Source organism: Pseudomonas sp. MSSRFD41 (assembly GCF_014230245.1).
Taxonomy (GTDB): domain Bacteria; phylum Pseudomonadota; class Gammaproteobacteria; order Pseudomonadales; family Pseudomonadaceae; genus Aquipseudomonas; species Aquipseudomonas piscis.
Genome location: NZ_JACKZK010000001.1, coordinates 84,963 through 106,146, shown reverse-complemented (window position 1 = coordinate 106,146; position 21,184 = coordinate 84,963). Strand labels below are relative to the sequence as shown.

The 21,184-nt window shown below is 66.3% G+C and carries 24 protein-coding genes and 1 pseudogene; 12 read left to right on the top strand and 13 right to left on the bottom strand.

The window, feature by feature from the left end; genetic code table 11:
- Positions 1–17: 17 nt before the first annotated feature.
- The 4 genes from trkA to def form a co-directional block, all read right to left on the bottom strand.
- Positions 18–1,391 (bottom strand): Trk system potassium transporter TrkA, encoded by a 1,374-nt coding sequence (gene trkA, locus H7A76_RS00530; protein WP_053137831.1) that lies wholly within the window; start codon positions 1,389–1,391, stop codon positions 18–20.
- Positions 1,392–1,415: 24 nt separating this feature from the next.
- Positions 1,416–2,726 (bottom strand): 16S rRNA (cytosine(967)-C(5))-methyltransferase RsmB, encoded by a 1,311-nt coding sequence (gene rsmB / locus H7A76_RS00525; RefSeq protein ID WP_185696737.1) that lies wholly within the window; start codon positions 2,724–2,726, stop codon positions 1,416–1,418.
- Positions 2,723–3,667, bottom strand: a complete 945-nt coding sequence (gene fmt, locus H7A76_RS00520) for a methionyl-tRNA formyltransferase (protein WP_185696736.1) — start codon at positions 3,665–3,667, stop codon at positions 2,723–2,725. The genes rsmB and fmt overlap by 4 nt, the downstream gene beginning before the upstream one ends.
- A 70-nt stretch (positions 3,668–3,737) precedes the next feature.
- Complete coding sequence (def, locus tag H7A76_RS00515; RefSeq protein WP_185696735.1) at positions 3,738–4,244, bottom strand: peptide deformylase; 507 nt, start codon at positions 4,242–4,244, stop codon at positions 3,738–3,740.
- A 369-nt stretch (positions 4,245–4,613) separates the two neighbouring features.
- Here def and dprA point away from each other — a divergent pair, with 369 nt between their 5' ends.
- Positions 4,614–5,717 carry a DNA-processing protein DprA gene (gene dprA / locus H7A76_RS00510; protein ID WP_185696734.1) on the top strand — a complete coding sequence of 368 codons (1,104 nt, stop codon included), beginning with the start codon at positions 4,614–4,616 and terminating at the stop codon, positions 5,715–5,717.
- Positions 5,718–5,771: 54 nt separating this feature from the next.
- Complete coding sequence (locus H7A76_RS00505; RefSeq protein ID WP_185696733.1) at positions 5,772–6,329, top strand: L-threonylcarbamoyladenylate synthase; 558 nt, start codon at positions 5,772–5,774, stop codon at positions 6,327–6,329.
- A 64-nt stretch (positions 6,330–6,393) separates the two neighbouring features.
- Here H7A76_RS00505 and H7A76_RS00500 read toward each other — a convergent pair whose 3' ends face one another.
- Positions 6,394–7,371 (bottom strand): NADPH:quinone reductase, encoded by a 978-nt coding sequence (locus H7A76_RS00500; protein WP_185696732.1) that lies wholly within the window; start codon positions 7,369–7,371, stop codon positions 6,394–6,396.
- A 167-nt stretch (positions 7,372–7,538) separates the two neighbouring features.
- Between H7A76_RS00500 and hemF the strand changes: the two genes are divergently transcribed.
- Together hemF and aroE are read left to right on the top strand one after the other, a co-directional pair.
- A complete protein-coding gene (gene hemF, locus H7A76_RS00495) occupies positions 7,539–8,456 on the top strand; it encodes an oxygen-dependent coproporphyrinogen oxidase (protein ID WP_185696731.1) in 918 nt (305 codons plus the stop codon).
- A gap of 43 nt (positions 8,457–8,499) precedes the next feature.
- A complete protein-coding gene (aroE, locus tag H7A76_RS00490; RefSeq protein WP_185696730.1) occupies positions 8,500–9,321 on the top strand; it encodes a shikimate dehydrogenase in 822 nt (273 codons plus the stop codon).
- A 75-nt stretch (positions 9,322–9,396) separates the two neighbouring features.
- On the opposite strand, the gene H7A76_RS00485 is transcribed toward aroE, so the two are convergent.
- Entirely contained in the window at positions 9,397–10,965 is a 1,569-nt protein-coding gene (locus H7A76_RS00485) for a SulP family inorganic anion transporter (RefSeq protein WP_185696729.1), read from the bottom strand.
- A gap of 81 nt (positions 10,966–11,046) precedes the next feature.
- On the opposite strand from H7A76_RS00485, the pseudogene H7A76_RS32250 reads away from it, so the two are divergent.
- A pseudogene (locus H7A76_RS32250) lies at positions 11,047–11,177 on the top strand (LysR family transcriptional regulator); the annotation flags it as partial.
- Here H7A76_RS32250 and H7A76_RS00480 read toward each other — a convergent pair.
- Both H7A76_RS00480 and ubiA read right to left on the bottom strand, forming a co-directional pair.
- The gene (locus H7A76_RS00480) at positions 11,143–11,622 is read right to left on the bottom strand and encodes a DoxX family protein (RefSeq protein WP_185696728.1); all 480 of its coding nucleotides are present in this window, start codon (positions 11,620–11,622) and stop codon (positions 11,143–11,145) included. The pseudogene H7A76_RS32250 and the gene H7A76_RS00480 sit on opposite strands and share 35 nt — an antisense overlap.
- 59 nt (positions 11,623–11,681) lie before the next feature.
- Positions 11,682–12,587 carry a 4-hydroxybenzoate octaprenyltransferase gene (gene ubiA, locus H7A76_RS00475; protein ID WP_185696727.1) on the bottom strand — a complete coding sequence of 302 codons (906 nt, stop codon included), beginning with the start codon at positions 12,585–12,587 and terminating at the stop codon, positions 11,682–11,684.
- Between the two features lie 213 nt (positions 12,588–12,800).
- On the opposite strand from ubiA, the gene H7A76_RS00470 reads away from it, so the two are divergent.
- On the top strand, positions 12,801–13,799 hold the full coding sequence (locus tag H7A76_RS00470) for a LysR family transcriptional regulator (protein ID WP_185696726.1): 999 nt from the start codon (positions 12,801–12,803) through the stop codon (positions 13,797–13,799).
- A gap of 3 nt (positions 13,800–13,802) precedes the next feature.
- Here the strand turns inward: H7A76_RS00470 and H7A76_RS00465 are convergent, their stop codons facing one another.
- Positions 13,803–14,462 carry an NAD(P)-dependent oxidoreductase gene (locus H7A76_RS00465; RefSeq protein ID WP_185696725.1) on the bottom strand — a complete coding sequence of 220 codons (660 nt, stop codon included), beginning with the start codon at positions 14,460–14,462 and terminating at the stop codon, positions 13,803–13,805.
- Positions 14,463–14,544: 82 nt separating this feature from the next.
- Here H7A76_RS00465 and H7A76_RS00460 point away from each other — a divergent pair, with 82 nt between their 5' ends.
- Positions 14,545–14,871: a DOPA 4,5-dioxygenase family protein gene (locus H7A76_RS00460; protein WP_185696724.1), complete on the top strand. Its 327-nt coding sequence runs from the start codon at positions 14,545–14,547 to the stop codon at positions 14,869–14,871.
- A gap of 67 nt (positions 14,872–14,938) precedes the next feature.
- Here H7A76_RS00460 and trpA read toward each other — a convergent pair whose 3' ends face one another.
- A complete protein-coding gene (trpA, locus tag H7A76_RS00455; RefSeq protein WP_185696723.1) occupies positions 14,939–15,751 on the bottom strand; it encodes a tryptophan synthase subunit alpha in 813 nt (270 codons plus the stop codon).
- Entirely contained in the window at positions 15,751–16,971 is a 1,221-nt protein-coding gene (gene trpB / locus H7A76_RS00450; RefSeq protein WP_022642233.1) for a tryptophan synthase subunit beta, read from the bottom strand. The genes trpA and trpB overlap by 1 nt, the downstream gene beginning before the upstream one ends.
- Positions 16,972–17,095: 124 nt before the next feature.
- Here trpB and H7A76_RS00445 point away from each other — a divergent pair, with 124 nt between their 5' ends.
- Positions 17,096–17,989, top strand: coding sequence for a LysR family transcriptional regulator (locus tag H7A76_RS00445; RefSeq protein WP_185696722.1), 894 nt, complete (start codon positions 17,096–17,098; stop codon positions 17,987–17,989).
- A gap of 22 nt (positions 17,990–18,011) precedes the next feature.
- On the opposite strand, the gene H7A76_RS00440 is transcribed toward H7A76_RS00445, so the two are convergent.
- Positions 18,012–18,338: a YqjD family protein gene (locus H7A76_RS00440; RefSeq protein ID WP_022642235.1), complete on the bottom strand. Its 327-nt coding sequence runs from the start codon at positions 18,336–18,338 to the stop codon at positions 18,012–18,014.
- Between the two features lie 158 nt (positions 18,339–18,496).
- Between H7A76_RS00440 and H7A76_RS00435 the strand changes: the two genes are divergently transcribed.
- Together H7A76_RS00435 and H7A76_RS00430 are read left to right on the top strand one after the other, a co-directional pair.
- Positions 18,497–18,712: a dodecin gene (locus H7A76_RS00435; RefSeq protein ID WP_022642236.1), complete on the top strand. Its 216-nt coding sequence runs from the start codon at positions 18,497–18,499 to the stop codon at positions 18,710–18,712.
- Positions 18,713–18,846: 134 nt separating this feature from the next.
- Positions 18,847–19,071 carry a DUF1161 domain-containing protein gene (locus H7A76_RS00430; protein ID WP_185696721.1) on the top strand — a complete coding sequence of 75 codons (225 nt, stop codon included), beginning with the start codon at positions 18,847–18,849 and terminating at the stop codon, positions 19,069–19,071.
- A gap of 73 nt (positions 19,072–19,144) precedes the next feature.
- Here the strand turns inward: H7A76_RS00430 and H7A76_RS00425 are convergent, their stop codons facing one another.
- Positions 19,145–20,146, bottom strand: coding sequence for an LLM class flavin-dependent oxidoreductase (locus H7A76_RS00425; protein WP_185696720.1), 1,002 nt, complete (start codon positions 20,144–20,146; stop codon positions 19,145–19,147).
- A gap of 224 nt (positions 20,147–20,370) precedes the next feature.
- On the opposite strand from H7A76_RS00425, the gene H7A76_RS00420 reads away from it, so the two are divergent.
- A complete protein-coding gene (locus tag H7A76_RS00420; protein WP_185696719.1) occupies positions 20,371–20,802 on the top strand; it encodes an OsmC family protein in 432 nt (143 codons plus the stop codon).
- A 143-nt stretch (positions 20,803–20,945) separates the two neighbouring features.
- Positions 20,946–21,179, top strand: a complete 234-nt coding sequence (locus tag H7A76_RS00415; RefSeq protein WP_022642240.1) for a DUF1161 domain-containing protein — start codon at positions 20,946–20,948, stop codon at positions 21,177–21,179.
- Positions 21,180–21,184: the final 5 nt, after the last annotated feature.

Here is a 21,184-nt window from a genome sequence, read left to right as displayed (position 1 = left end):
GACAAGACAGCGTTCGATCAGAAGAAGCTCAGGCCCACGTGGAACAGCTTCTCCACATCGCGGATATGTTTTTTATCCACAAGGAACAGGATCACGTGGTCCCCGGCCTCGATCACCGTATCGTCGTGGGCGATCAGCACCTCTTCATCACGGATGACCGCGCCGATGGTGGTCCCCGGCGGCAGGCCGAGGTCGCCGATGGCCCGTCCGATCACCTTGCTCGACTTGGCGTCGCCATGGGCGACGGCCTCGATGGCTTCCGCCGCGCCCCGGCGCAGCGAGTGCACGCTGACGATATCGCCACGGCGTACGTGGGCCAGCAGGGTGCCGATGGTGGCCAATTGCGGACTGATGGCGATATCGATATCGCCACCCTGGATCAGGTCGACATAGGCCGGATTGTTGATGATGGTCATGACCTTCTTCGCCCCCAGGCGCTTGGCCAGCAGCGAGGACATGATGTTGGCCTCGTCGTCGTTGGTCAGGGCCAGGAAGATATCGGCGTCGGCGATGTTCTCTTCCAGCAGCAGGTCGCGGTCCGAGGCGCTGCCTTGCAGGACCACGGTGCTGTCCAGGGTATCGGAGAGGTAGCGACAGCGGGCCGGGTTCATCTCGATGATCTTGACCTGGTAGCGGCTCTCGATGGCCTCGGCCAGGCGCTCGCCGATCTGCCCGCCACCGGCGATGACGATGCGCTTGTAGGATTCCTCGAGCCGGCGCATCTCGCTCATCACCGCGCGGATGTGGGCCTTGGCGGCGATGAAGAACACTTCGTCGTCGGCCTCGATCACCGTGTCGCCGGTGGGCATGATCGGCCGGTCGCGGCGGAAGATCGCCGCCACCCGGGTGTCGACGTTGGGCATGTGCTCGCGCAGTTGGCGCAGTTGCTGGCCGACCAGCGGGCCGCCGTAGTAGGCCTTCACCGCCACCAGCTGGGCCTTGCCCTCGTAGAAGTCGATCACCTGCAGCGAACCGGGGTGCTCGATCAGGCGCTTGATGTAGTTGGTCACCACCTGTTCCGGGCTGATCAGCACGTCCACCGGAATGGCATCGTTGTCGAACAGGCCGGCGCGGGTCAGGTAGGCGGCCTCGCGCACCCGGGCGATCTTGGTCGGGGTGTGGAACAGGGTGTGGGCGACCTGGCAGGCCACCATGTTGGTTTCGTCGCTGTTGGTCACGGCCACCAGCATGTCGGCGTCATCGGCCCCGGCCTGGCGCAGCACCGTGGGAAAGGAGCCGCGGCCTTGCACCGTGCGGATGTCCAGGCGATCGCCGAGATCGCGCAGGCGTTCGCCATCGGTATCCACCACGGTGATGTCGTTGGCTTCGCTGGCCAGGTGTTCGGCCAGCGTGCCGCCTACTTGGCCGGCGCCGAGGATGATGATCTTCATCCACTACTCCCTAGATTCTTGTGCTTACCCGCGCGAGGCGGCGATCTTGATCAGCTTGGCATAGTAGAAGCCGTCGTGGCCGCCCTCCTGGGCCAGCAGCTGGCGGCCGTGGGGCTGGCGCAGGCCGGCTGCAGTGGCCAGGTCCAGCTCCCGGGCGCCCGGGGTGCGGGCAAGGAAGGCGCCGATCACCTCGGTGTTCTCGGTGGGCAGGGTCGAGCAGGTGGCGTAGAGCAGGATGCCGCCCACCTCGAGGGTTTGCCACAGGCTATCGAGCAGCTCGCCTTGCAGTTGCGCCAGGGCCGCGATGTCGTCGGGCTGGCGGGTCAGCTTGATGTCCGGATGCCGGCGGATCACCCCGGTAGCCGAACAGGGCGCGTCCAGCAGGATGCGCTGGAACGGCTTGCCGTCCCACCAGGCCTGGGTGTCGCGGCCGTCGGCGGCGATCAGTTGAGCGTCCAGCCCCAGGCGCTCGAGGTTTTCCCGCACGCGGACCAGGCGCTTGGCTTCCAGGTCCACGGCCACCACGCCGGCCAGGGCCGGCTCGGCTTCGAGGATGTGGCAGGTCTTGCCGCCAGGGGCGCAGCAGGCGTCCAGCACCCGCTGCCCGGGGGCCAGGTCCAGCAGGTCGGCGGCCAGTTGCGCGGCTTCGTCCTGCACGCTCACCCAGCCTTCGGCGAAGCCTGGCAGGCCGCGCACGTCACTGGCCTCGGCCAGCAGGATGCCGTCTGCGCTGTACGGGCAGGCGCTGGCGCCAACGCCCGCTTCGGCCAGCAGCGCCAGGTAGGCATCGCGGCTGTGGTGGCGGCGGTTGACCCGCAGGATCATCGGCGGATGGGCGTTGTTGGCGGCGCAGATGGCTTCCCATTGCTCGGGCCAGAAGGCCTTGAGCGATTTCTGCAGCCAGCGCGGGTGGGCAGTACGCACCACCGGGTCGCGCTCCATGCCGGCGAGCAGTGCCTCGCCCTCACGCTGGGCGCGGCGCAGCACGGCATTGAGCAGGCCCTTGGCCCAGGGTTTCTTGAGCTTGTCGGCACAACCGACGGTCTCGCCGATGGCGGCGTGGGCCGGGATGCGGCTGTAGAACAGCTGGTACAGGCCCACCAGCAGCAGCGCCTGGACATCGGCGTCGGCCGCCTTGAAGGGCTTCTGCAGCAATTGCGCGGCCAGCAGCTCGAGGCGCGGTTGCCAGCGGGCGGTGCCGAAGGCCAGGTCCTGGGTCAGGCCGCGATCGCGCTCCTCGACCTTGTCCAACTGCGCGGGCAGTGAGCTGTTGAGCGAGGCCTTGCCGCTGAGTACGGCGGCCAGGGCACGGGCGGCAGCCAGGCGTGGATTCATTGGCCGAGTACCTTGCCGCTGGCGAACTTCTCGCGGCGACTGTTGAACAGGTCGCTGAAGGCCAGGGCCTTGCCACCGGGCAATTGCAGGCGGGTCAGGCTCAGGGCGCCGGCACCGCAGGCGACGACCAGGCCGTCCTTGCTGGCGGATAGGATTTCACCGGGAGCGCCCTGGCCTGTGGAGACGTTGGCGGCCAGGACCTTCACGCTCTCGCCATCGAGGGTGCTATGGCACACCGGCCATGGGTTGAAGGCGCGGACCAGGCGTTCCAGTTCCACGGCGGGACGGCTCCAGTCGATGCGTGCCTCGTCCTTGTTCAGCTTGTGGGCGTAGGTGGCCAGGCTATCGTCCTGCACTTCGCCTTGCAGGGTGTCGGCGGCCAGGCCGGCGATGGCTTGCACCACGGCGCCCGGGCCCATGGCGGCCAGGCGGTCGTGCAAGGTGCCGCCGGTGTCTTCGGCGTTGATCGGGGTGACTACCTTGAGCAGCATCGGCCCGGTGTCCAGGCCCGCTTCCATGCGCATCACGGTCACGCCGCTCTCGGCATCGCCGGCTTGCACGGCGCGCTGGATCGGCGCCGCACCACGCCAGCGTGGCAGCAGCGAGGCATGGCTGTTGATACAGCCCAGGCGTGGGATATCCAGCACTGCCTGGGGCAGGATCAGGCCGTAGGCCACCACCACCATCAGGTCCGGCTGGAGTGCGGCCAGTTCGGCCTGGGCCTCGGCGTTGCGCAGGGTCTGCGGCTGATAGACCGGGATCGCATGCTCCACGGCCAGCGCCTTGACCGCGCTCGGCATCAGCTTCTGCCCACGGCCGGCCGGGCGATCGGGCTGGGTATAGACGGCCACGATCTCGTAGGGGCTGGCGAGCAGGGCCTTGAGGTGTTCGGCGGCGAATTCGGGGGTGCCGGCAAAGACGATGCGCAATGGCTCAGTCATGGGGAATCTCGCTTGCTGAAGATGCGAAAAAGAAAAAGGCTTGCCATGGCAAGCCTTTGCAAGACGGCCATCAAGCCTGCTGGCGATGCTGCTTTTCCAGCTTCTTCTTGATCCGGTCGCGCTTGAGCGTGGACAGGTAGTCGACGAACAGCTTGCCGTTGAGGTGGTCGCACTCGTGCTGGATGCACACCGCCAGCAAACCTTCGGCGATCAACTCGTAGGGCTGGCCGTCGCGGTCCAGGGCCTTGACCTTGACCCGCTGCGGGCGGTCGACGTTTTCGTAGAAGCCCGGTACCGACAGGCAACCTTCCTGGTACTGGTCCATCTCGTCGGTCAGGGGCTCGAACTCGGGGTTGATGAAGACCCGGGGCTCGCTGCGGTCTTCGGACAGGTCCATGACCACGACGCGCTTGTGCACGTTGACCTGGGTCGCCGCCAGGCCGATGCCCGGGGCCTCATACATTGTTTCAAACATGTCGTCGACCAACTGACGCACTTCGTCGTCCACTACGGCCACGGGTTTGGCGATAGTGCGCAGGCGCGAATCGGGGAATTCGAGGATGTTTAAAATGGCCATAGGCGTAATTGCTACACGTGTGAAATGAGGGCGGATCCGGCGTCCGGGCAGGTCCTGGACCTGGGCCGCCGATGTAAAACGTGCTCTGCAAGGGAGCGAGCCGTGCTGGCTTTGGCGTTTCACGCGAACGCACATGATAAAGGGATTCAGCCCCTGAGGAAATCACTGTTCGCCTTGCTGTCCCTGGGCTGCAGGCGCATCGCCGGCGCTTTTTCCCATCCATGCGCGTCCGTGCCAGCCTGGCTTGGCCAAGAGTGCCCGGGCAAGTGCCTGGGGTCTTGAGGGAAGGTGTTCCTCAACAAGTTACCAACAGATTTATCCACAGGTTGTTCCGGTGTATGCCGCAGCCATGACGATCAAGGATGATCCATGTCGCACTCGACCATTGGCGCCATTTCCCCTGCGGAACTGGAGGCCCGTTTACGTTTGCATGGCCTGCCTGGCCTTGGCCCCATGCGTTTCAAGCGCCTGCTCCAGGCTTTCGGTGGTGCGGCCAAGGCCCTCAGCGCCCCGGCCGCTGCCTGGCAGTCCCTGGGATTGCCGGCGGCCTGTGCCGAGGCCCGGCGCAGCGCTACGGTGCGCGAGGATGCTCGGCGTGCACTGGCCTGGATAGACGGCCAGGCCAGGCATTTGCTGATGTGGGACCAGCCCGGCTACCCGGCGTTGCTGGCCCAGTTGGAGGACGCCCCGCCCCTGCTGTTCGTGGCCGGCGATCCGACGATCCTCGAGTCGCCACAGTTGGCGCTGGTGGGCAGCCGGCGTGCCTCGCGGCCCGGCCTGGATACGGCGGCGGCGTTTTCCCGGAACCTGGCCGCGGCCGGTTTCGTCATCACCAGCGGCCTGGCCCTGGGCATCGACGGGGCCGCGCACCGGGCGGCGCTGGAGGTCGGCGGGCGCACCGTGGCGGTGCTCGGCACCGGCCTGGAAAATTGTTATCCACAGCATCACCGGGAGCTGGCCCGGGCGATGGTCGAGCAAGGCAGCGCGCTGGTGTCCGAGTTCGCCCTGGATACCGGGCCGCGTCCGGAGCATTTTCCTCGGCGCAACCGGATCATCAGCGGCCTGTCCCTGGGGGTGCTGGTGGTCGAGGCCAGTGTCGCCAGCGGCTCGCTGATCACTGCCCGGCTGGCGGCAGAACAGGGGCGCGAGGTGTATGCCATTCCCGGTTCGATCCATCACCCCGGCGCCCGCGGTTGTCACCAGCTGATTCGCGATGGCGCGGTGCTGGTGGAAAGCGTCCAGCACATCCTCGAGACGCTGCAGGGCTGGCAGCGCTTGCCGCCGCCAGCCGAGCCGGTCGCCACCGATTCCCATCCGCTGCTGGCCTTGCTGCAAGCCGCTCCCCAGGGCAGCGAGGCCCTGGCGCTGGCCAGTGGCTGGCCCCTGCCGCGGGTGCTGGCGAGCCTGACCGAACTGGAGGTCGATGGTCGCGTGGTCAATGAAAACGGGCGCTGGTTTGCGCGCCTGAGCTAGGTTTTATAAGCAGGATCGGTAAACTGCGCACAGCTTTTATCTGGAGAGTCGGCAATGGTCAGCAGTTGGCGTGTGCAACAAGCCGCACGAGAGATTCGCGCAGGGGCGGTGATTGCCTATCCAACCGAAGCAGTCTGGGGCCTGGGGTGCGATCCGTGGAACGAAGAGGCGGTGGATCGCCTGTTGGCGATCAAGTCGCGGTCGGTGGACAAGGGTTTGATCCTGATCGCCGACAATATCCACCAGTTCGACTTCCTGTTCGAGGATTTCCCCGAAACCTGGATCGAACGCATGTCCAGCACCTGGCCGGGGCCCAATACCTGGCTGGTGCCCCATCAGAACCTGTTGCCCGAATGGGTCACCGGGGTCCACGACACCGTGGCCTTGCGGGTCAGCGATCATCCGTTGGTGCGCGAGCTCTGTGCCCTGGTCGGGCCGTTGATCTCCACCTCGGCCAACCCCCAGGGGCGGCCGGCGGCGCGGACCCGGTTGCGGGTCGAGCAGTACTTCCGGGGGCAGCTGGACCTGGTCCTGAGTGGCAGCCTGGGCGGGCGCAAGAACCCCAGCCTGATCCGCGACCTGGCCACCGGCAAGGTGATCCGGCCTTCCTGAGCCGCGCTGGCGAGGGCTGCGGCGCCGATTGGAGCGCGCCACCCTCGCCCGCTGTTTCCCCAGGCTAGGGCAGCAGTACCGTGGAACCGGTGGTGCGCCGCGCCGACAGCTCGACGTGGGCCTTGGCCGCGTCCGCCAGGGCGAAGCGCTGGTTGATCTCGACCTTGATGTGGCCGCTGGTGATCATGCCGAACAGGTCGTCGGCCATGCGTTGCAGGTTCTCGGCGTTGTCGGCGTAGCTGCCCAGGGTCGGCCGGGTCACGTACAGCGAGCCTTTGGCCGCCAGGATTCCCAGATTCACCCCTTCCACCGCCCCCGAGGCGTTGCCGAAGCTGACCATCAGGCCGCGTGGCGCCAGGCAGTCCAGGGACGTCAGCCAGGTGTCCTTGCCGACACCGTCGTAGACCACCGGGCATTTGCGTCCGCCGGTCAGCTCCAGCACCCGCTGGGCCACGTTCTCATGGCTGTAGTCGATGGTTTCCCAGGCGCCGAGGCCCTTGGCGAGGGCGGCTTTTTCCGGCGAGCTGACGGTACCGATCAGCTTCACCCCCAGGGCCTTGGCCCACTGGCAGGCCAGGGCGCCGACGCCACCTGCCGCCGCGTGGAACAGCACGGTCTCGCCGCCCTTGAGTTCGTAGGTCTGGCGCAGCAGGTACTGCACGGTCAGGCCCTTGAGCATCACCGCCGCCGCCTGCTCGAAACCGATGCCCTCAGGCAGCAGCACCAAGTTGCTTTCGGGCAGTACATGCACATCGCTGTAGGCGCCCAGCGGGCCGCTGCCGTAGCCCACCCGGTCGCCGACCTTGAAGCGGGTCACCGCGCTGCCCACCGCCTCGACCACCCCCGCGCCTTCGAAACCCATGTCCGAGGGCAAGGCCGGTGGTGCATACAAGCCACTGCGGTAGTAGTTGTCGATGAAGTTCAGGCCGATCGCCCGATTGCTGACCCGCACTTCCTGCGGGCCCGGCTCGGCCGGCTGGTAATCCACATACTCAAGTACTTCGGGGCCGCCATGGGCGCGGAACTGGATACGTTTGGCCATTTTTCCTCTCTCCTCGATCGCCTGTTAAAAGTGCCCTATCGGACTCCTCTGCTTGACCTTCGTCAACTGTGGCAGGCCCCGGCGCGGTGTTATGCTACGCGCCCATTTGCGCCGGCCTGCGCGTCATCCCTAGCGCCGCGTAGCTTTGCCCGACCCAAGGTGATGCCATGACTACCCGCACCGAGGCCGTGAAGGCCTACCTGCTCGACCTGCAAGACCGTATCTGTGCCGCACTGGAAACCGAAGACGGCGGCGCCCGTTTCATCGAGGACGCCTGGACCCGCCCTGCCGGCGGTGGCGGCCGCACTCGGGTGATCGGCGATGGCGCGGTGATCGAAAAAGGCGGAGTCAACTTTTCCCATGTGTTCGGCAACGGCCTGCCGCCATCGGCCAGTGCCCACCGGCCGGAACTGGCCGGTCGCGGCTTCGAGGCCCTGGGCGTGTCCCTGGTGATCCATCCACATAACCCCCATGTACCGACTTCCCACGCCAACGTACGGTTCTTCATCGCCGAGAAAGAAGGCGAGGAGCCAGTCTGGTGGTTCGGCGGCGGCTTCGACCTGACCCCCTACTACGGCAACGAGGAAGACTGCGTGCACTGGCACCGGGTCGCCGAGCGCGCCTGCGCGCCCTTCGGCCCCGATGTCTATCCACGCTACAAGGCCTGGTGCGACAGCTACTTCCACATCAAGCACCGCAACGAGCCGCGGGGCATCGGCGGCCTGTTCTTCGACGACCTGAACGAATGGGACTTCGACACCAGCTTCGCCTTCATGCGCGCCATCGGCGATGCCTACATCGAGGCCTACCTGCCCATCATCCAGCGCCGCAAGGCCACCCCCTACACCGAGCAACAGCGCGAATTCCAGGAGTTCCGCCGGGGCCGCTACGTGGAATTCAACCTGGTCTACGACCGTGGCACCCTGTTCGGCCTGCAATCGGGCGGCCGCACCGAGTCGATCCTCATGTCGCTGCCGCCGCAGGTGCGCTGGGGTTATGACTGGAAGGCCGAGCCGGGCAGCGAGGAAGCGCGCCTGACCGAGTACTTCCTCAAGGATCGCGACTGGCTGGCCGGCGCCCACTGAGCGGACCGGGCGGATGAATCGGCAGTGCACAAAGGGGGAAGAGATGGACCAGTACGTTGTCTTCGGTAATCCGATCGGCCACAGCAAGTCGCCGTTGATCCACCGGCTGTTCGCCGAACAGACCGGCCAGCAGCTGGAATACGCCACCCTGCTGGCGCCCCTGGACGACTTCGCCGGCACCGCCCGGCGCTTCTTCGCCCACGGGCGCGGGGCCAACGTCACCGTGCCGTTCAAGGAAGAAGCCTACCGCCTGTGCGACAGCCTCACCCAGCGGGCGCAGCGCGCCGGCGCAGTGAACACCCTGTGCAAGCAGGCCGATGGCCGCTTGCTGGGCGACAACACCGACGGTGCCGGGCTGGTACGCGACTTGACGGTCAACGCCGGGGTCGGCCTCAAGGGCAAGCGCATCCTGCTGCTGGGCGCCGGTGGCGCGGTGCGTGGTGCCCTGGAGCCGTTGCTGGCCGAGCAACCGGCCTCGGTGGTGATCGCCAACCGCACCGTGGAGAAGGCCGAGCAACTGGCCGCGGCCTTCGCCGACCTGGGGCCGGTGTCGGCCAGCGGTTACGACTGGCTGGAAGAGTCGGTGGACCTGATCATCAACGCCACTTCCGCCAGTCTTTCGGGCGAGTTGCCGGCGATCTCCGGCAGCCTGGTCGAGCCGGGCAGGACGGTGTGCTACGACATGATGTACGGCAAGGAGCCGACCACCTTCTGCCGTTGGGCCAGCGCACAGGGCGCGGCCCAGGTGCTCGATGGCCTGGGCATGCTCGCCGAGCAGGCGGCGGAAGCCTTCTTCCTGTGGCGTGGCGTGCGCCCGGACAGCGCCCCGGTACTGGCCGAGCTGCGGCGCCAGCTGGCGCTCTGACGGCTCGCCTCATCGTTCATCGCCAATAGCCGGCTGGCGATGGGTTCGTCGCTATGACCCCACAGCAACCCATGCTCAATCCTCAAAGCGGATCGGGCATTTATCCGCGCCTTCGAGCTTGCGCAATTCCTCGATCACCGAGGCCCGCGCCCGGCGCAGGGTCAGGCTGCCGCCCTGGCGCCTGAGCCGGCGCGCCTCCTGGTGCAGCATCGCCACTGCCGAATAGTCGATGAAGTTGATCTGCCGCGCGTCGATCACCAGTTTCGCCCCGTGGCAGCGCTGCATCCGCACCTGCAGGTAATGGCTGGCGCCGAAGAAGATCGAGCCGCCGACCCGCAGGATGTCCTCGTCGCCTTCGCGGCTGTACTGCACCCGGGGTTGCGAGGTGCGCTTGAGGTAGAAGAACAGCGACGCCAGGACCCCGGCATAGATCGCGGTCTGCAATTCCAGGAGCAAAGTGGCGACGAAGGTCAGGCTCATCACGGCGAACTCGGCGCGACTGACCCGGAACAACGCACGAATCGCCCGGTGATCCACCAGGCCCCAGCAGATCAGCAGGATGCTGCCGGCCATGGCGGGGATCGGGATATGGGCGATCAGCCCGGCGCCGGCCACTGTGAACAGTGCCACCCAGAGCGCCGAGAAGACCCCGGCCAGGGGCGAACGGGCGCCGGCCTCGTAGCTCAGCCCCGAGCGGGTGAAGGAGCCGGAGGACAGGTAGCCGGAGAAGAAGGCGCCGACGATGTTCGACAGGCCCTGGGCGCGCACTTCCTGGTTGGCGTCGAGCAGTTGCTCCGAGCGGGCCGACAGCGAGCGGGCGATCGACAGGCTGGTCACCAGCCCCAGCATGCCCACCGCCACGGCGCTGGGCAGCAGCCGCAGGACCAGCTCCAGGTCCAGCGGCAACGGGCTCAGGGGCGGCAAGTGGCCGGCGAAGGCACTCACCAGCCGTACCTGGCCGAACAGCCCCGGCAGCAGCCAGACCGCCAGCGCACTGAGCACCAGGCTCAGCAGCAGGCCTGGCCAGCGCGGGGCCAGCAGCTTGAAGCCGACCCCCAGCGCCAGGGTACCGAGCCCCAGTAGCAGGGACGGCCGGTCGAGGTCGCCCAGGTGCTGCAACAGCAGGCCCAGGCTGCCAAGGGCGGTGGCCTGGTTCGGCAGGTCCAGGCCCATCAGGTTGGGCAGTTGGCCCAGGGCGATCACCACCGCCGCGCCGAGGGTGAAGCCCAGCACCACCGAATGTGAGACGAAGTTCACCAGCGCGCCGAAGCGCAGCATCCCCAGCAGCCACTGGAAGATGCCGGCCAGCAGGGTCAGGAGCAGGATCAGCGTGATGTAGTCCGCCGAAGCCGGCATCGCCAGGGGGCTGACGCTGGTGTAGAGAACGATGGAAATGGCCGCCGTGGGGCCGCAGATCAAGTGCCAGGACGAGCCCCACAGGCAGGCCACCAGCACCGGGACGATGGCCGCGTACAGCCCGTACTCCGGCGGCAGCCCGGCGATCAGGGCATAGGCGATCGATTGCGGCAGCGCCAGGATCGCCCCGCTCAGGCCCACCAGCAGGTCGCGGCCGACACTGGCGCGAGTCTGGCGTGGCAGCCAGCTCAGGAACGGCAGCAGTGAATGGCGGTCGGGCCAGGCCATGGGTCCTCGCGTTCAGCGTGTTCAGAGGCGTCAGGGTAAAGCATTGCCGCAGGGCTTACCCCAGTCCTTGCTCGCAATGCCGGTGGCGTGGTGCTGCCCCAGCGTAAACGCCGGGGCCGCTGATCCAGCGTTTCGTCGACTGGCTGATGGCCGAGCAAGCCACCAGCGCCCAGGCCCTCAAGGGCTTGGCGTTGCCGTCCATTGCCCTTTGACCGGGGCCTTGAACAATCCGGCCAGGGACAGCGCGCCGTTGCCCAGGCAGACCAACGCCAGCGACACCACGGCCAGGAAGGCCAGGTATTCCCAGCCACCGCCCGGGCTGGTGTAGATCCAGCCGTGGGCGCCATGGACGAAGGCGATGGCCCCCAGCAGCATCGGCAGCAGCGCCAGGGCCACCCAGCGCACGCCTATCCCCAGGATCAGCAGCAAGCCGCCCAGCAGTTCCGCCGCCACCGCCGGGTAGGTCAGCCACTCGGGCATGCCGGTGAGGCTGAACAGCTTGATCGTTCCCGGCCAGCCCAACACCAGGATCTTGAACAGCGCGTGGGCGCAATACATGGCCCCCAGGGCCAGGCGCAGCAGCAGGGTCGCCCACTGTTGCGGCGGGTTGCCGGAGGTTGGCGAGGGCATTGCGGGGGCGAACGAACGGGCAGGCATATGACAAATCCTTGTGTGGTTGGAGGTCGTTTTTGTTGCGGGTGTGGCGAAGGCCGTGGCTAGACGATGGCCACCGAGGCCCCGGCCAGCAGCAGGACGCCGATATGGCAGTTGCTGCGGAACAGGAGGTTGCAGGGTCCCGGATCGTCGGGGCTGAACAGGCTGAGCTGATAGGCCAGGGATAGCCCGATCGGCAGCAGCAGGATGAAGAATCCGGGATTGGCCCCGGCCAGCAACCCTGCCGCGCCCCAGCACAACAGCGTCATGGTGTAGAAGCCGCCGATCCAGGCCTTGCCTTGGCCAGCGAACAGGGTCGCGGTGGAGCGCAGGCCCATCTTCAGGTCGTCTTCACGGTCGCTGTAGGCATACAGGGTGTCGTAGCCCAGCTGCCAGAACAGGCAACCGAGCCACAACGCCAGGGCGCTGGGTTGCAGGGCGCCGGTGGTTTCCACGCTGGCCATCAGCACGCCCCAATTGAACACCGCGCCGAGGAACGCCTGGGGCCAGTGGGTGAAGCGCTTGAGCAGCGGATAGACCAGGGTCAGGGGCACGCAGCACAGGGCCAACAGCACCGTCAGCGGCTGCAGGGTCAACAGCAAGGCGGCGGCCAACAACAGCTGGATCGCGAGGCAGGCCAGGGCTTGATGCAGGCTCAACGAGCCGTTGGCCAGGGGGCGCTGGCGGGTGCGGTTGACCTGGGCATCGAAGCGCCGGTCGAGGATGTCGTTGATGCTGCAACCGGCGCTGCGCATCAGCAGCGCGCCGAGGCAGAACACCAGCACCAGCCAGGCCGGGGGCACCTGCCCGGCGGACAGCAGCAGCGAAGCCAGGGCCGGCAGCAGGGTCAGCCAGGTGCCGATGGGCCGGTCCAGGCGCATCAGCCGGGCGTAGGGTTGCCAGGTGCGGGGCAGCCGGGTGGCGACCCAGTCCCGGGCCGGGATGTCGTTGAGATCGGGGGCGTTCATGTTCGGTTCCAGGGTGGTCTTCCATCGCCGCTGCCGGGCCCTGCAATCCTGGGACGCAGAGGGCTTTCAGCGAACTTCGGGCAAGCCGCCAGCGTGATCGCCGGGCTTGGTCGCGGGGCGTTCTGGGTGCGGGTCGGATGCTGTTAAAGTTGCCCGCGCCCGCCCCCGGCGGCAAGCGAACAATCCGCAATAGCCTCCTGCAGGATATGCAATATGCTCCGTGACGAAGTGCCCGGCCTCCCGCGTTTCGACCTCAACCTGCTGCGGGTTTTCGCTGCGGTCTACGAGGACCGCAGCATCCTCCTGGCCAGCAAGCGCTTGCATTTGAGCCAGTCGGCGGTCAGCCATGCCCTGACCCGGCTGCGCGAATCCCTGCAGGACGAGCTGTTCATCCGCACCGCCCGGGGCATGCAGCCCTCGGCCCGGGCCGAGGCGATCGCCGGCCCGTTGCGCGAGGCGTTGCTGAGCATCCAGCGCACCGTGGGCGTGGAAGCCTTCGACCCGGCCAGCGCCGTGCGCACCTTCACCCTGGCGAGCAACGACTACCTGAGTTCGGTGCTGCTGGCGCCATTGCTGCAGCGCCTGGCCCGGCAGGCGCCGGGGGTGGACCTGGTGGTCCGGCCCTCGACCCGCCTGGACCTGGCCGAACAGATCGATGTCGGGCGTATCGACCTGGCCATCGGCATGTTCGCCGAGTTGCCGCGGCGGGTGCACAGCGCCTGCCTGTGGGAGCAGCGCGATGTATTGCTGATGTGTCCCGGCCACCCGCTGCTCGAGCTGCCGCAGGTGACGCTGCAGGCCCTGGCGGACTGCCCCTTGGTCATCCTTTCGGTCGGTGGCCAGGAGGAAGGCGCGGTCAACGGCTACATCCTCGAGCGCGGCATCGCCCGGCAATCGGAGATGTTCCACCGCCAGCAGCTGGAGCAAGCCATGGCGGCGATCGGGCGCCGGCCCCGGTACAAGGTCACCCTGCCCCACTCCCTGGTGCTGCCGCAGTTGCTGGAGCAGTCGCCGTTGGTGGCGATCGTGCCGCAACCCCTGGCTCGGGATCTTGAGCGGCGCTTGGGCCTGTGCCAGCGGCCTTTGCCGCTGGCGGTCGAGCCATCGCCGCTGCTGGCGATCTGGCATGGGCGCAACGACACCGATCCGGCCCACCTGTGGTTGCGACGACAGCTGCTGGACGTGGCGGCGAGCCTGGCCCCCCTGTCCTGAGCATCAAGCGTTTTCGTGGATGCCGACGAACTCCACGTGCTCGCGCAGGTGCAGATTCAGGCGCAGCTCGTCATTGATGCCCACGGCCACGCCGTTGAGCCGCCGCAGGGGCTCGGCGAGCCCGGGCTCGAGGCTCTCGCCCACCTGGTTGAAGTGTTCGATACCCAGCCCGGCCACCGAACGCGGGGCGTTGACCAGGGTCCAGTCCAGCGGGCTGTTGTGCAGGGCCTCGAGGATCTCCTCGGCAGCGTGACGGGGCAGGCTGGTATAGACGGGCGGGTCGTCGAGAATGGCGAAATTGCCCACCAGGACCAGCCGCTGGACCTTGGCCGCTTGCAGGCCTGCAACCAGCGCATCGGCCGCCTGCACCTGGGCCAGCGGATCGGCGACCCTGCCCGGGATCGCACTGCCCGGCAGGCCGGGAGCATCCAGCAGGCAGATCACCGCCGAGCAGCCGGCTACGCTCTGCTGCACCCCCTCGGCATCGAACAGATTACCGCCCTTGGTGCGCAAGCCAGGGCGCGGGGCCAGGGCGGTGAGATCGTCGAGAATGGCGATGACTTCATGCTGGCGCCTCAGGCTTTCCGCCATCAGCGCACTGCCCAGGCTGCTCATGGCACCATAGAGCGCCAGCTTGACCACTGGGGTTTCGGCATTTTTCATGGCCGGGCCTCCTTGTTTCCTACTGGTAGGCTTGTGACCTGTGGCGGGCCACGAGGGTTCGTCTTACATCGCGAGGGTTTGCATGCAATGCATCAAGGGCTATCACGCCCATGTCTATTTTGACGCCAGCACCATCGACCAGGCCCGGGCCTTGTGCGAGCAGGCGGCGCAATTGTTCGACCTGCGCATGGGCCGGGTCCACGAGCGGCAAGTCGGGCCGCATCCGGACTGGAGCTGCCAGCTGGCCTTCGGGCCGGAACTGTTCGGCCAGGTGGTGCCCTGGTTGGCGCTCAATCGCCAGGGGCTGGTGGTGTTCCTGCACCCGGAAACCGGCGACGAGCTACGGGATCACACCGAGCATGCGATCTGGATGGGCGCGCTGCGGCCTCTGGACCTGAGCGTGTTCTGAGGCGCCCGGCAATGAAAAAAGGGTTCCAGGACTGCTCCTGGAACCCTTTTTCGCTGCTGGCCCGGCCTTAGCCGATCCGGGCCTTGCACACGCCCTCGGACAGCGCCGAACACAGGCTCAGCACACCGTCCACGGCCTGGGCGGGAGTTTCGGCGCTGGCGATGTGGTCGATCAGCGCCGAGCCCACTACCACGCCATCAGCCAGACGGGCGATGGCCGCGGCCTGATCCGGGGTACGGATGCCGAAACCGATGCTGATGGGCAGGTCGGTATGCCGGCGCAGGCGGGCCACGGCCTGCTCCACATGTTCCAGGGTCGCGGCGCCGGCGCCTGTCACCCCGGCCACCGACACGTAGTAGACGAACCCCGAGCTGCCGTCGAGCACCTTGGGCAGGCGCGTGTCGTCGGTGGTCGGCGTGGTCAGGCGGATGAAGTCGATGCCTGCGGCCTGGGCCGGGTCGCACAGCTCGCTGTTATGTTCTGGCGGAATGTCCACCACGATCAGGCCATCGACCCCGGCGGCCTTGGCATCGGCGATGAAGCGCGGTACGCTGTAGTGGTGGATCGGGTTGAAGTAGCCCATCAGCACCAGCGGCGTGTCGCTGTTGTCCACGCGGAACTCGCGGACCATCTGCAGGGTTTTCGCCAGGTTTTGCTTGGCGCCCAGGGCTCGGATGTTGGCGAGCTGGATCGCCGGGCCGTCGGCCATGGGGTCGGTGAAGGGCATGCCCAGTTCGATCACGTCGGCGCCGGCGGCCGGCAGGCCCTTGAGGATCGCCAGGGACGTGTCGTAGTTCGGGTCACCGGCGGTGATGAAGGTCACCAGGGCGGCGCGGTTCTGTTCCTTGAGTTCGGCAAAGCGCGTTTGCAGGCGGCTCATCAGTGTTTCTCCTGCTGGGACTGTTGCATGTGGTGCATCACGGTCTGCATGTCTTTGTCGCCACGGCCCGAGAGGTTGACCACCATCAGGTGGTCCTTGGGCAGGTTGGGTGCACGCTTGAATACCTCCGCCAGAGCATGGGAGGACTCCAGCGCCGGGATGATGCCTTCCAGGCGGCAGCACTGGTGGAATGCCTCGAGGGCCTCGGTATCGGTGATCGAGGTGTACTCGACCCGGCCGATGTCATGCAGCCAGGCGTGTTCCGGGCCGATGCCGGGATAGTCCAGGCCGGCGGAAATCGAGTGGGCATCGATGATCTGGCCATCGTCGTCCTGCAGCAGGAAGGTGCGGTTGCCGTGCAGTACGCCGGGCACCCCGCCGTTGAGGCTGGCGGCGTGCTTGCCGGTCTCGATGCCGTGGCCCGCGGCCTCGACGCCGATGATCTGCACGCCCTGGTCATCGAGGAACGGATGGAACAGGCCCATGGCGTTGGAGCCGCCGCCGATGCATGCCACCAGGCTGTCCGGCAGGCGACCTTCGTGGGCCTGCATCTGCTCGCGGGTTTCCTTGCCGATCACCGCCTGGAAGTCGCGGACCATGGCGGGGTACGGGTGGGGGCCGGCCACGGTGCCGATCAGGTAGAAGGTGTTGTCGACATTGGTCACCCAGTCGCGCAGGGCTTCGTTCATCGCATCCTTGAGGGTGCCGGTGCCGGCCACGACCGGGATCACCTCGGCGCCCAGCAGCTTCATGCGGAATACGTTGGCCTGCTGGCGCTCGATGTCGGTGGTGCCCATGTAGATCACGCATTGCAGGCCGAAGCGCGCAGCCACGGTGGCGGTGGCCACGCCGTGCATGCCGGCGCCGGTCTCGGCGATGATGCGCTGCTTGCCCATGCGCTTGGCCAGGAGGATCTGGCCGATGCAGTTGTTGATCTTGTGCGCGCCGGTGTGGTTGAGCTCTTCACGCTTGAGGTAGATCTTGGCGCCGCCGCAGTGCTCGGTCAGGCGCTCGGCGAAGTACAGCGGGCTGGGGCGGCCGACGTAGTCGCGCTGGAAGTAGGCCAGCTCTTCGAGGAACTTGGGGTCCTGCTTGGCCTTTTCGTATTCACGGGCCAGGTCGAGGATCAGCGGCATCAGGGTTTCTGCGACATAACGGCCGCCGAACCCGCCGAACAGGCCGTTTTCGTCAGGACCATTACGCAATTGGGACTGGGTCATTGGAGCGCTCCCGGATGGATTCGTGAAAGAAAGCGTGGAAACAATGGACCCCACTCTACCCCTGCCATCGGGCGCTGAAAACCGATAAGATCGCCACAACCTGTCAGGAAAACTCACAAGTCAAATGAGCCGCGACCTGCCCCCCCTGAATGCCCTGCGGGCCTTCGAAGCCACTGCCCGGTTGAACAGCGTCAGCCAGGCCGCCGAGCAGCTGCATGTCACTCACGGCGCGGTCAGCCGGCAATTGAAGGTGCTTGAGGAACACTTGGGGCTGAGCCTTTTCAGCAAGGATGGGCGTGGCGTTAAACTCACAGATGCCGGAGTACGCCTGCGGGACGCCAGCAGCGAGGCCTTCGAACGCTTGCGGGATGTCTGTGCCGAACTCACTCAAGGCGGCGCCGATGCGCCTTTCGTCCTCGGTTGTTCCGGCAGCCTGTTGGCGCGCTGGTTGATTCCGCGCCTGGGCCGGCTCAATGCCGACCTGCCGGACCTGCGCCTGCACCTGTCCGCCGGCGAAGGCGATCTGGACCCACGACGGCCGGGGCTGGATGCCCTGCTGGTGTTCGCCGAGCCGCCTTGGCCGGCGGACATGCAGGTGCATGAGCTGGCCGGCGAACGCATCGGCCCGGTGCTCAGCCCGCGCTACGCCGGTTATCCGCGCCTGCACCAGGCACCGGCGACGGCCCTGGTGGCCGAGCCGCTGCTGCACACCACCTCACGACCCCAGGCCTGGCCCAGTTGGGCACGGCGCAACGGCATCGCCCCCGAGGCACTGAAATACGGCCAGGGGTTCGAGCATCTGTATTATTTGCTGGAGGCGGCGGTGGCCGGGCTGGGGGTGGCGATCGCCCCGCAACCCTTGGTGGCCGAGGACTTGCTGGCGGGTCGGCTGGTGGCGCCCTGGGGCTTTTGCGAGACCCCTGGGCAGCTGGCGTTATGGTCGCCCAAGCGCGCCGCCGACGGGCGCGCCCGGCAGCTGGCGCAGTGGCTGAAGACCGAACTGCGCCAACCGGCTTGAGTTCTGCTGTGAAGAGCCGGACTCAGTTGTTGCGCTTGCACAACAGATAGGCGGCCAGCAGGCCGATGGCCCCGACGGCGACGCCGGCGGTGGTCCAGGGGTGCTCCTGGGCGTAGTCGCGGGTGGCGATCCCGGTCTCGCGGGTTTTCACCTTGACCTCTTCATAGGCATCGCTGAGCAGGCTGCGCGAATGTTTCAGCGCGCTTTCGGCATTGCTCTTGAGGGTCTTGAGGGTCTTGCGCGACTCTTCGGACGCGTCGTCCTTGAGGCTCTCCAGGGATTTGAGCAGGCTCTCGATCTCGGCTTCCATACTTTCCAGCGAGGCTTTGCGTAACGACGAATTGGCCATGTGGGCTCTCCTGCAACGTGGTGATGAAGTGTGTAGGTTCCGACTGCACGGCCTTGGGAAAGTGCAGAAAATCTGAACTTCACCCTGAGACAAGGCGCCACAAGTGCAGCGGGCAATCACTGCTAGGCTTTAGTTCACCACCGGAAAAGGAGAGTGCCATGAGTGATCATCACACCTACAAGAAGGTCGAGCTGGTCGGTTCTTCGCCCAACAGCATCGAAGACGCGATCAACAACGCGCTGGCCGAGGCGCACAAGAGCATCAAGCATCTGGAATGGTTCGAAGTCACCGAGACCCGTGGCCATATCAAGGACGGCAAGGCGGCGCATTTCCAGGTCACCCTCAAGGTTGGCTTCCGCATTGCCAATAGTTGAGGGCTTGAGCTAGGCTCTGGAACTTGTGCGCTGGCCGAGTGCCATAGGAAATGGCAAAGCGCTACAACTGTCTTGAGCCTCTGTCAGGCTGGCATTCACGCCGCCACTGTTGATCCGACCAGGGAATGTGACCGATGAAAAAACTAGTTTTAGCTGCTGCTCTGTTCAGTCTTGCGGGAACTGCCCTTGCCGCCGGCAAGCCATGCGAGGAGCTCAAGAGCGAGATCGCCGCGAAGATCGATGCCAAGGGCGTCCCCCACTACTCGTTGGAAGTGGTCGACAAGGGCGCCGCGGCCGATGGCAAGGTGGTCGGCTCCTGCGAAGCCGGCACCAAGGAGATCGTCTACAAGCGCGGTTGATCCCTTGTAGCCTCCGGGAAAAACCAAGCCGACGCCAGGCGTCGGCTTTTTTGTGCCCGGAAACCAGGCCCGCTCAGCCCTTCATCACCTGGGACAGCAGCTCGTAGGAATGCAGGCGGTCGGCGTGCTCGTAGAGGTCGCAGGTGAAGATCAACTCGTCGGCGCCCGTCTGTTCCACCAGCACTTCCAGCCTGGCGCGGATCTTCGCCGGGCTGCCGATCATCGCCAGGCCGAGGAAACTCCCCACCGCGTCCTTCTCATGGGGCAGCCACAAGCCGTCCATGCTCTTGACCGGCTTGCGCTGGACCAGGCTCTGGCCGCGCATCAGGGCGAGGATGCGCTGGTACACCGAGGTCGCCAGGTAGTCGGCCTGCTCGTCGGTATCGGCGGCTACCAGTGGTACGCCGAGCATCACGTAGGGTTTGTCCAGTACCGCCGAAGGCTTGAAGTGATTGCGATACACGCGGATCGCCTCATGCATGTAGCGCGGTGCGAAGTGCGAGGCGAAGGCGTAGGGCAGGCCTCGCTCCCCAGCCAACTGCGCGCTGAACAGGCTGGAACCCAGCAGCCACACCGGCACGTTGCTGCCGGTGCCGGGCATCGCGATCACTCGCTGTTCCGGGGAGCGCGGGCCCAGGTAGGCCATCAGCTCGGCCACATCCTCGGGGAAGTCGTCGGCGCTGCCGGAACGTTCCCGGCGCAGGGCCCGCGCGGTCATCTGGTCCGAGCCCGGAGCCCGGCCCAGGCCCAGGTCGATGCGTCCCGGGTACAGGCTTTCCAGGGTGCCGAACTGCTCGGCGATCACCAGCGGCGCGTGGTTGGGCAGCATCACCCCGCCAGAGCCGATGCGGATGGTCGAGGTGCCGCCGGCCAGATAGCCGATGAGCACCGAGGTGGCGGAACTGGCGATGCCATCCATGTTGTGGTGCTCGGCGACCCAGAACCGGGTATAGCCGAGCTTCTCCACATGCTGGGCCAGGTCCAGGGAATTGCGCAGGGATTGGGCCGGGCTGCCGTCTTCACGCACGGGCACCAGGTCGAGGGTCGAGAACTTCACAGCGGACAGCGATTGCATAAGCCTGCTTCTCCTTGAGGTGTGCAGGCTTTTACACGCGCAAAACCTGCCGAAATCTGTCAGTCAGACCTATGCAATGTGGGCATATACCCGAGTTTCAATAGCCAGAGTGAATTTGTCGGGTGAATGGTCGCTGCAGACCGGCTGAACTTTGCCCGCGGATCTGTCCTCAGAACCCTTGAGGCGCGGGAATTCCCCTGCACCGCTTCCTCGAGGAGAGATACATGGCTATCCAGAAAAAGGCTTCGGCCCATTGGCAAGGCGACCTGAAAACCGGCGTGGGATCGATTTCCACCGAAACCGGGGTCCTGCGCGACGCCCCCTACGGCTTCACGGCACGCTTCGAAGGCGGCAAGGGCACCAACCCCGAGGAATTGATCGGCGCGGCCCATGCCGGCTGCTTTTCCATGGCGTTTTCCATGATCCTCGGCGAGGCCGGGCTCAAGGCCGAGAGTATCGATACCCAGGCTGAAGTGACCCTGGACCAGGTCGATGGCGGCTTCGCCATCACTGCCGTGCACCTGGTCCTCAAGGCCAGGATCCCGGGGGCCAGCCAGCAGCAGTTCGACGAACTGAGCCGCAAGGCCAAGGAAGGTTGCCCAGTATCCAAGGTGCTCAAGGCCAGCATCACGCTGGACGCGACCCTGCTCGGTTGAACGTGGCCGCCGGCTTCCGCATCGGGAGCCGGCAGGCCCAGGCTGTGCGCCCGTTCAGCACCGGGTCATGGAAAATGTGGTCGAATACCTGACTGCGGCTTGAGTGTGCGTTCGCACACGCCGCAACAAGGGAGTTTGCAATCATGAAACGTTTTGCCTTGGCGGTAGCAAGTTGTGCGCTGGCCACATCGGCCCTGGCCGCGCCCAAGCCCTGCGAGGAACTCAAGGCCGAGATCGAAGCCAAGATCCAGGCCCGGGGCGTCTCCTCCTACACCCTGGAAATCGTCACCAATGACGAGGTCCACGACGACAACATGGTGGTCGGCAGCTGCGAGAACGGCACGAAGAAGATCATCTACCAGAAGAACGATCGCTGAACCGG

Bases quoted from the DNA above. Each gene is read 5' to 3' on its own strand.
- trpA (WP_185696723.1), bottom strand. From the start codon at position 15,751: ATGAGCCGCCTGCAAACGCGCTTTGCCGAACTCAAGGAACAGAACCGC.
- H7A76_RS00470 (WP_185696726.1), top strand. From the start codon at position 12,801: ATGCTCCGTGACGAAGTGCCCGGCCTCCCGCGTTTCGACCTCAACCTG.
- H7A76_RS00420 (WP_185696719.1), top strand. From the start codon at position 20,371: ATGGCTATCCAGAAAAAGGCTTCGGCCCATTGGCAAGGCGACCTGAAA.
- fmt (WP_185696736.1), bottom strand. From the start codon at position 3,667: ATGACTGAGCCATTGCGCATCGTCTTTGCCGGCACCCCCGAATTCGCC.
- H7A76_RS00445 (WP_185696722.1), top strand. From the start codon at position 17,096: ATGAGCCGCGACCTGCCCCCCCTGAATGCCCTGCGGGCCTTCGAAGCC.
- H7A76_RS00505 (WP_185696733.1), top strand. From the start codon at position 5,772: ATGGTCAGCAGTTGGCGTGTGCAACAAGCCGCACGAGAGATTCGCGCA.
- trkA (WP_053137831.1), bottom strand. From the start codon at position 1,391: ATGAAGATCATCATCCTCGGCGCCGGCCAAGTAGGCGGCACGCTGGCC.
- hemF (WP_185696731.1), top strand. From the start codon at position 7,539: ATGACTACCCGCACCGAGGCCGTGAAGGCCTACCTGCTCGACCTGCAA.
- def (WP_185696735.1), bottom strand. From the start codon at position 4,244: ATGGCCATTTTAAACATCCTCGAATTCCCCGATTCGCGCCTGCGCACT.
- dprA (WP_185696734.1), top strand. From the start codon at position 4,614: ATGTCGCACTCGACCATTGGCGCCATTTCCCCTGCGGAACTGGAGGCC.
- H7A76_RS00430 (WP_185696721.1), top strand. From the start codon at position 18,847: ATGAAAAAACTAGTTTTAGCTGCTGCTCTGTTCAGTCTTGCGGGAACT.
- H7A76_RS00500 (WP_185696732.1), bottom strand. From the start codon at position 7,371: ATGGCCAAACGTATCCAGTTCCGCGCCCATGGCGGCCCCGAAGTACTT.
- H7A76_RS00460 (WP_185696724.1), top strand. From the start codon at position 14,545: ATGCAATGCATCAAGGGCTATCACGCCCATGTCTATTTTGACGCCAGC.
- trpB (WP_022642233.1), bottom strand. From the start codon at position 16,971: ATGACCCAGTCCCAATTGCGTAATGGTCCTGACGAAAACGGCCTGTTC.
- H7A76_RS00425 (WP_185696720.1), bottom strand. From the start codon at position 20,146: ATGCAATCGCTGTCCGCTGTGAAGTTCTCGACCCTCGACCTGGTGCCC.
- H7A76_RS00415 (WP_022642240.1), top strand. From the start codon at position 20,946: ATGAAACGTTTTGCCTTGGCGGTAGCAAGTTGTGCGCTGGCCACATCG.
- rsmB (WP_185696737.1), bottom strand. From the start codon at position 2,726: ATGAATCCACGCCTGGCTGCCGCCCGTGCCCTGGCCGCCGTACTCAGC.
- H7A76_RS00485 (WP_185696729.1), bottom strand. From the start codon at position 10,965: ATGGCCTGGCCCGACCGCCATTCACTGCTGCCGTTCCTGAGCTGGCTG.
- aroE (WP_185696730.1), top strand. From the start codon at position 8,500: ATGGACCAGTACGTTGTCTTCGGTAATCCGATCGGCCACAGCAAGTCG.
- H7A76_RS00440 (WP_022642235.1), bottom strand. From the start codon at position 18,338: ATGGCCAATTCGTCGTTACGCAAAGCCTCGCTGGAAAGTATGGAAGCC.
- ubiA (WP_185696727.1), bottom strand. From the start codon at position 12,587: ATGAACGCCCCCGATCTCAACGACATCCCGGCCCGGGACTGGGTCGCC.
- H7A76_RS00435 (WP_022642236.1), top strand. From the start codon at position 18,497: ATGAGTGATCATCACACCTACAAGAAGGTCGAGCTGGTCGGTTCTTCG.
- H7A76_RS00480 (WP_185696728.1), bottom strand. From the start codon at position 11,622: ATGCCTGCCCGTTCGTTCGCCCCCGCAATGCCCTCGCCAACCTCCGGC.
- H7A76_RS00465 (WP_185696725.1), bottom strand. From the start codon at position 14,462: ATGAAAAATGCCGAAACCCCAGTGGTCAAGCTGGCGCTCTATGGTGCC.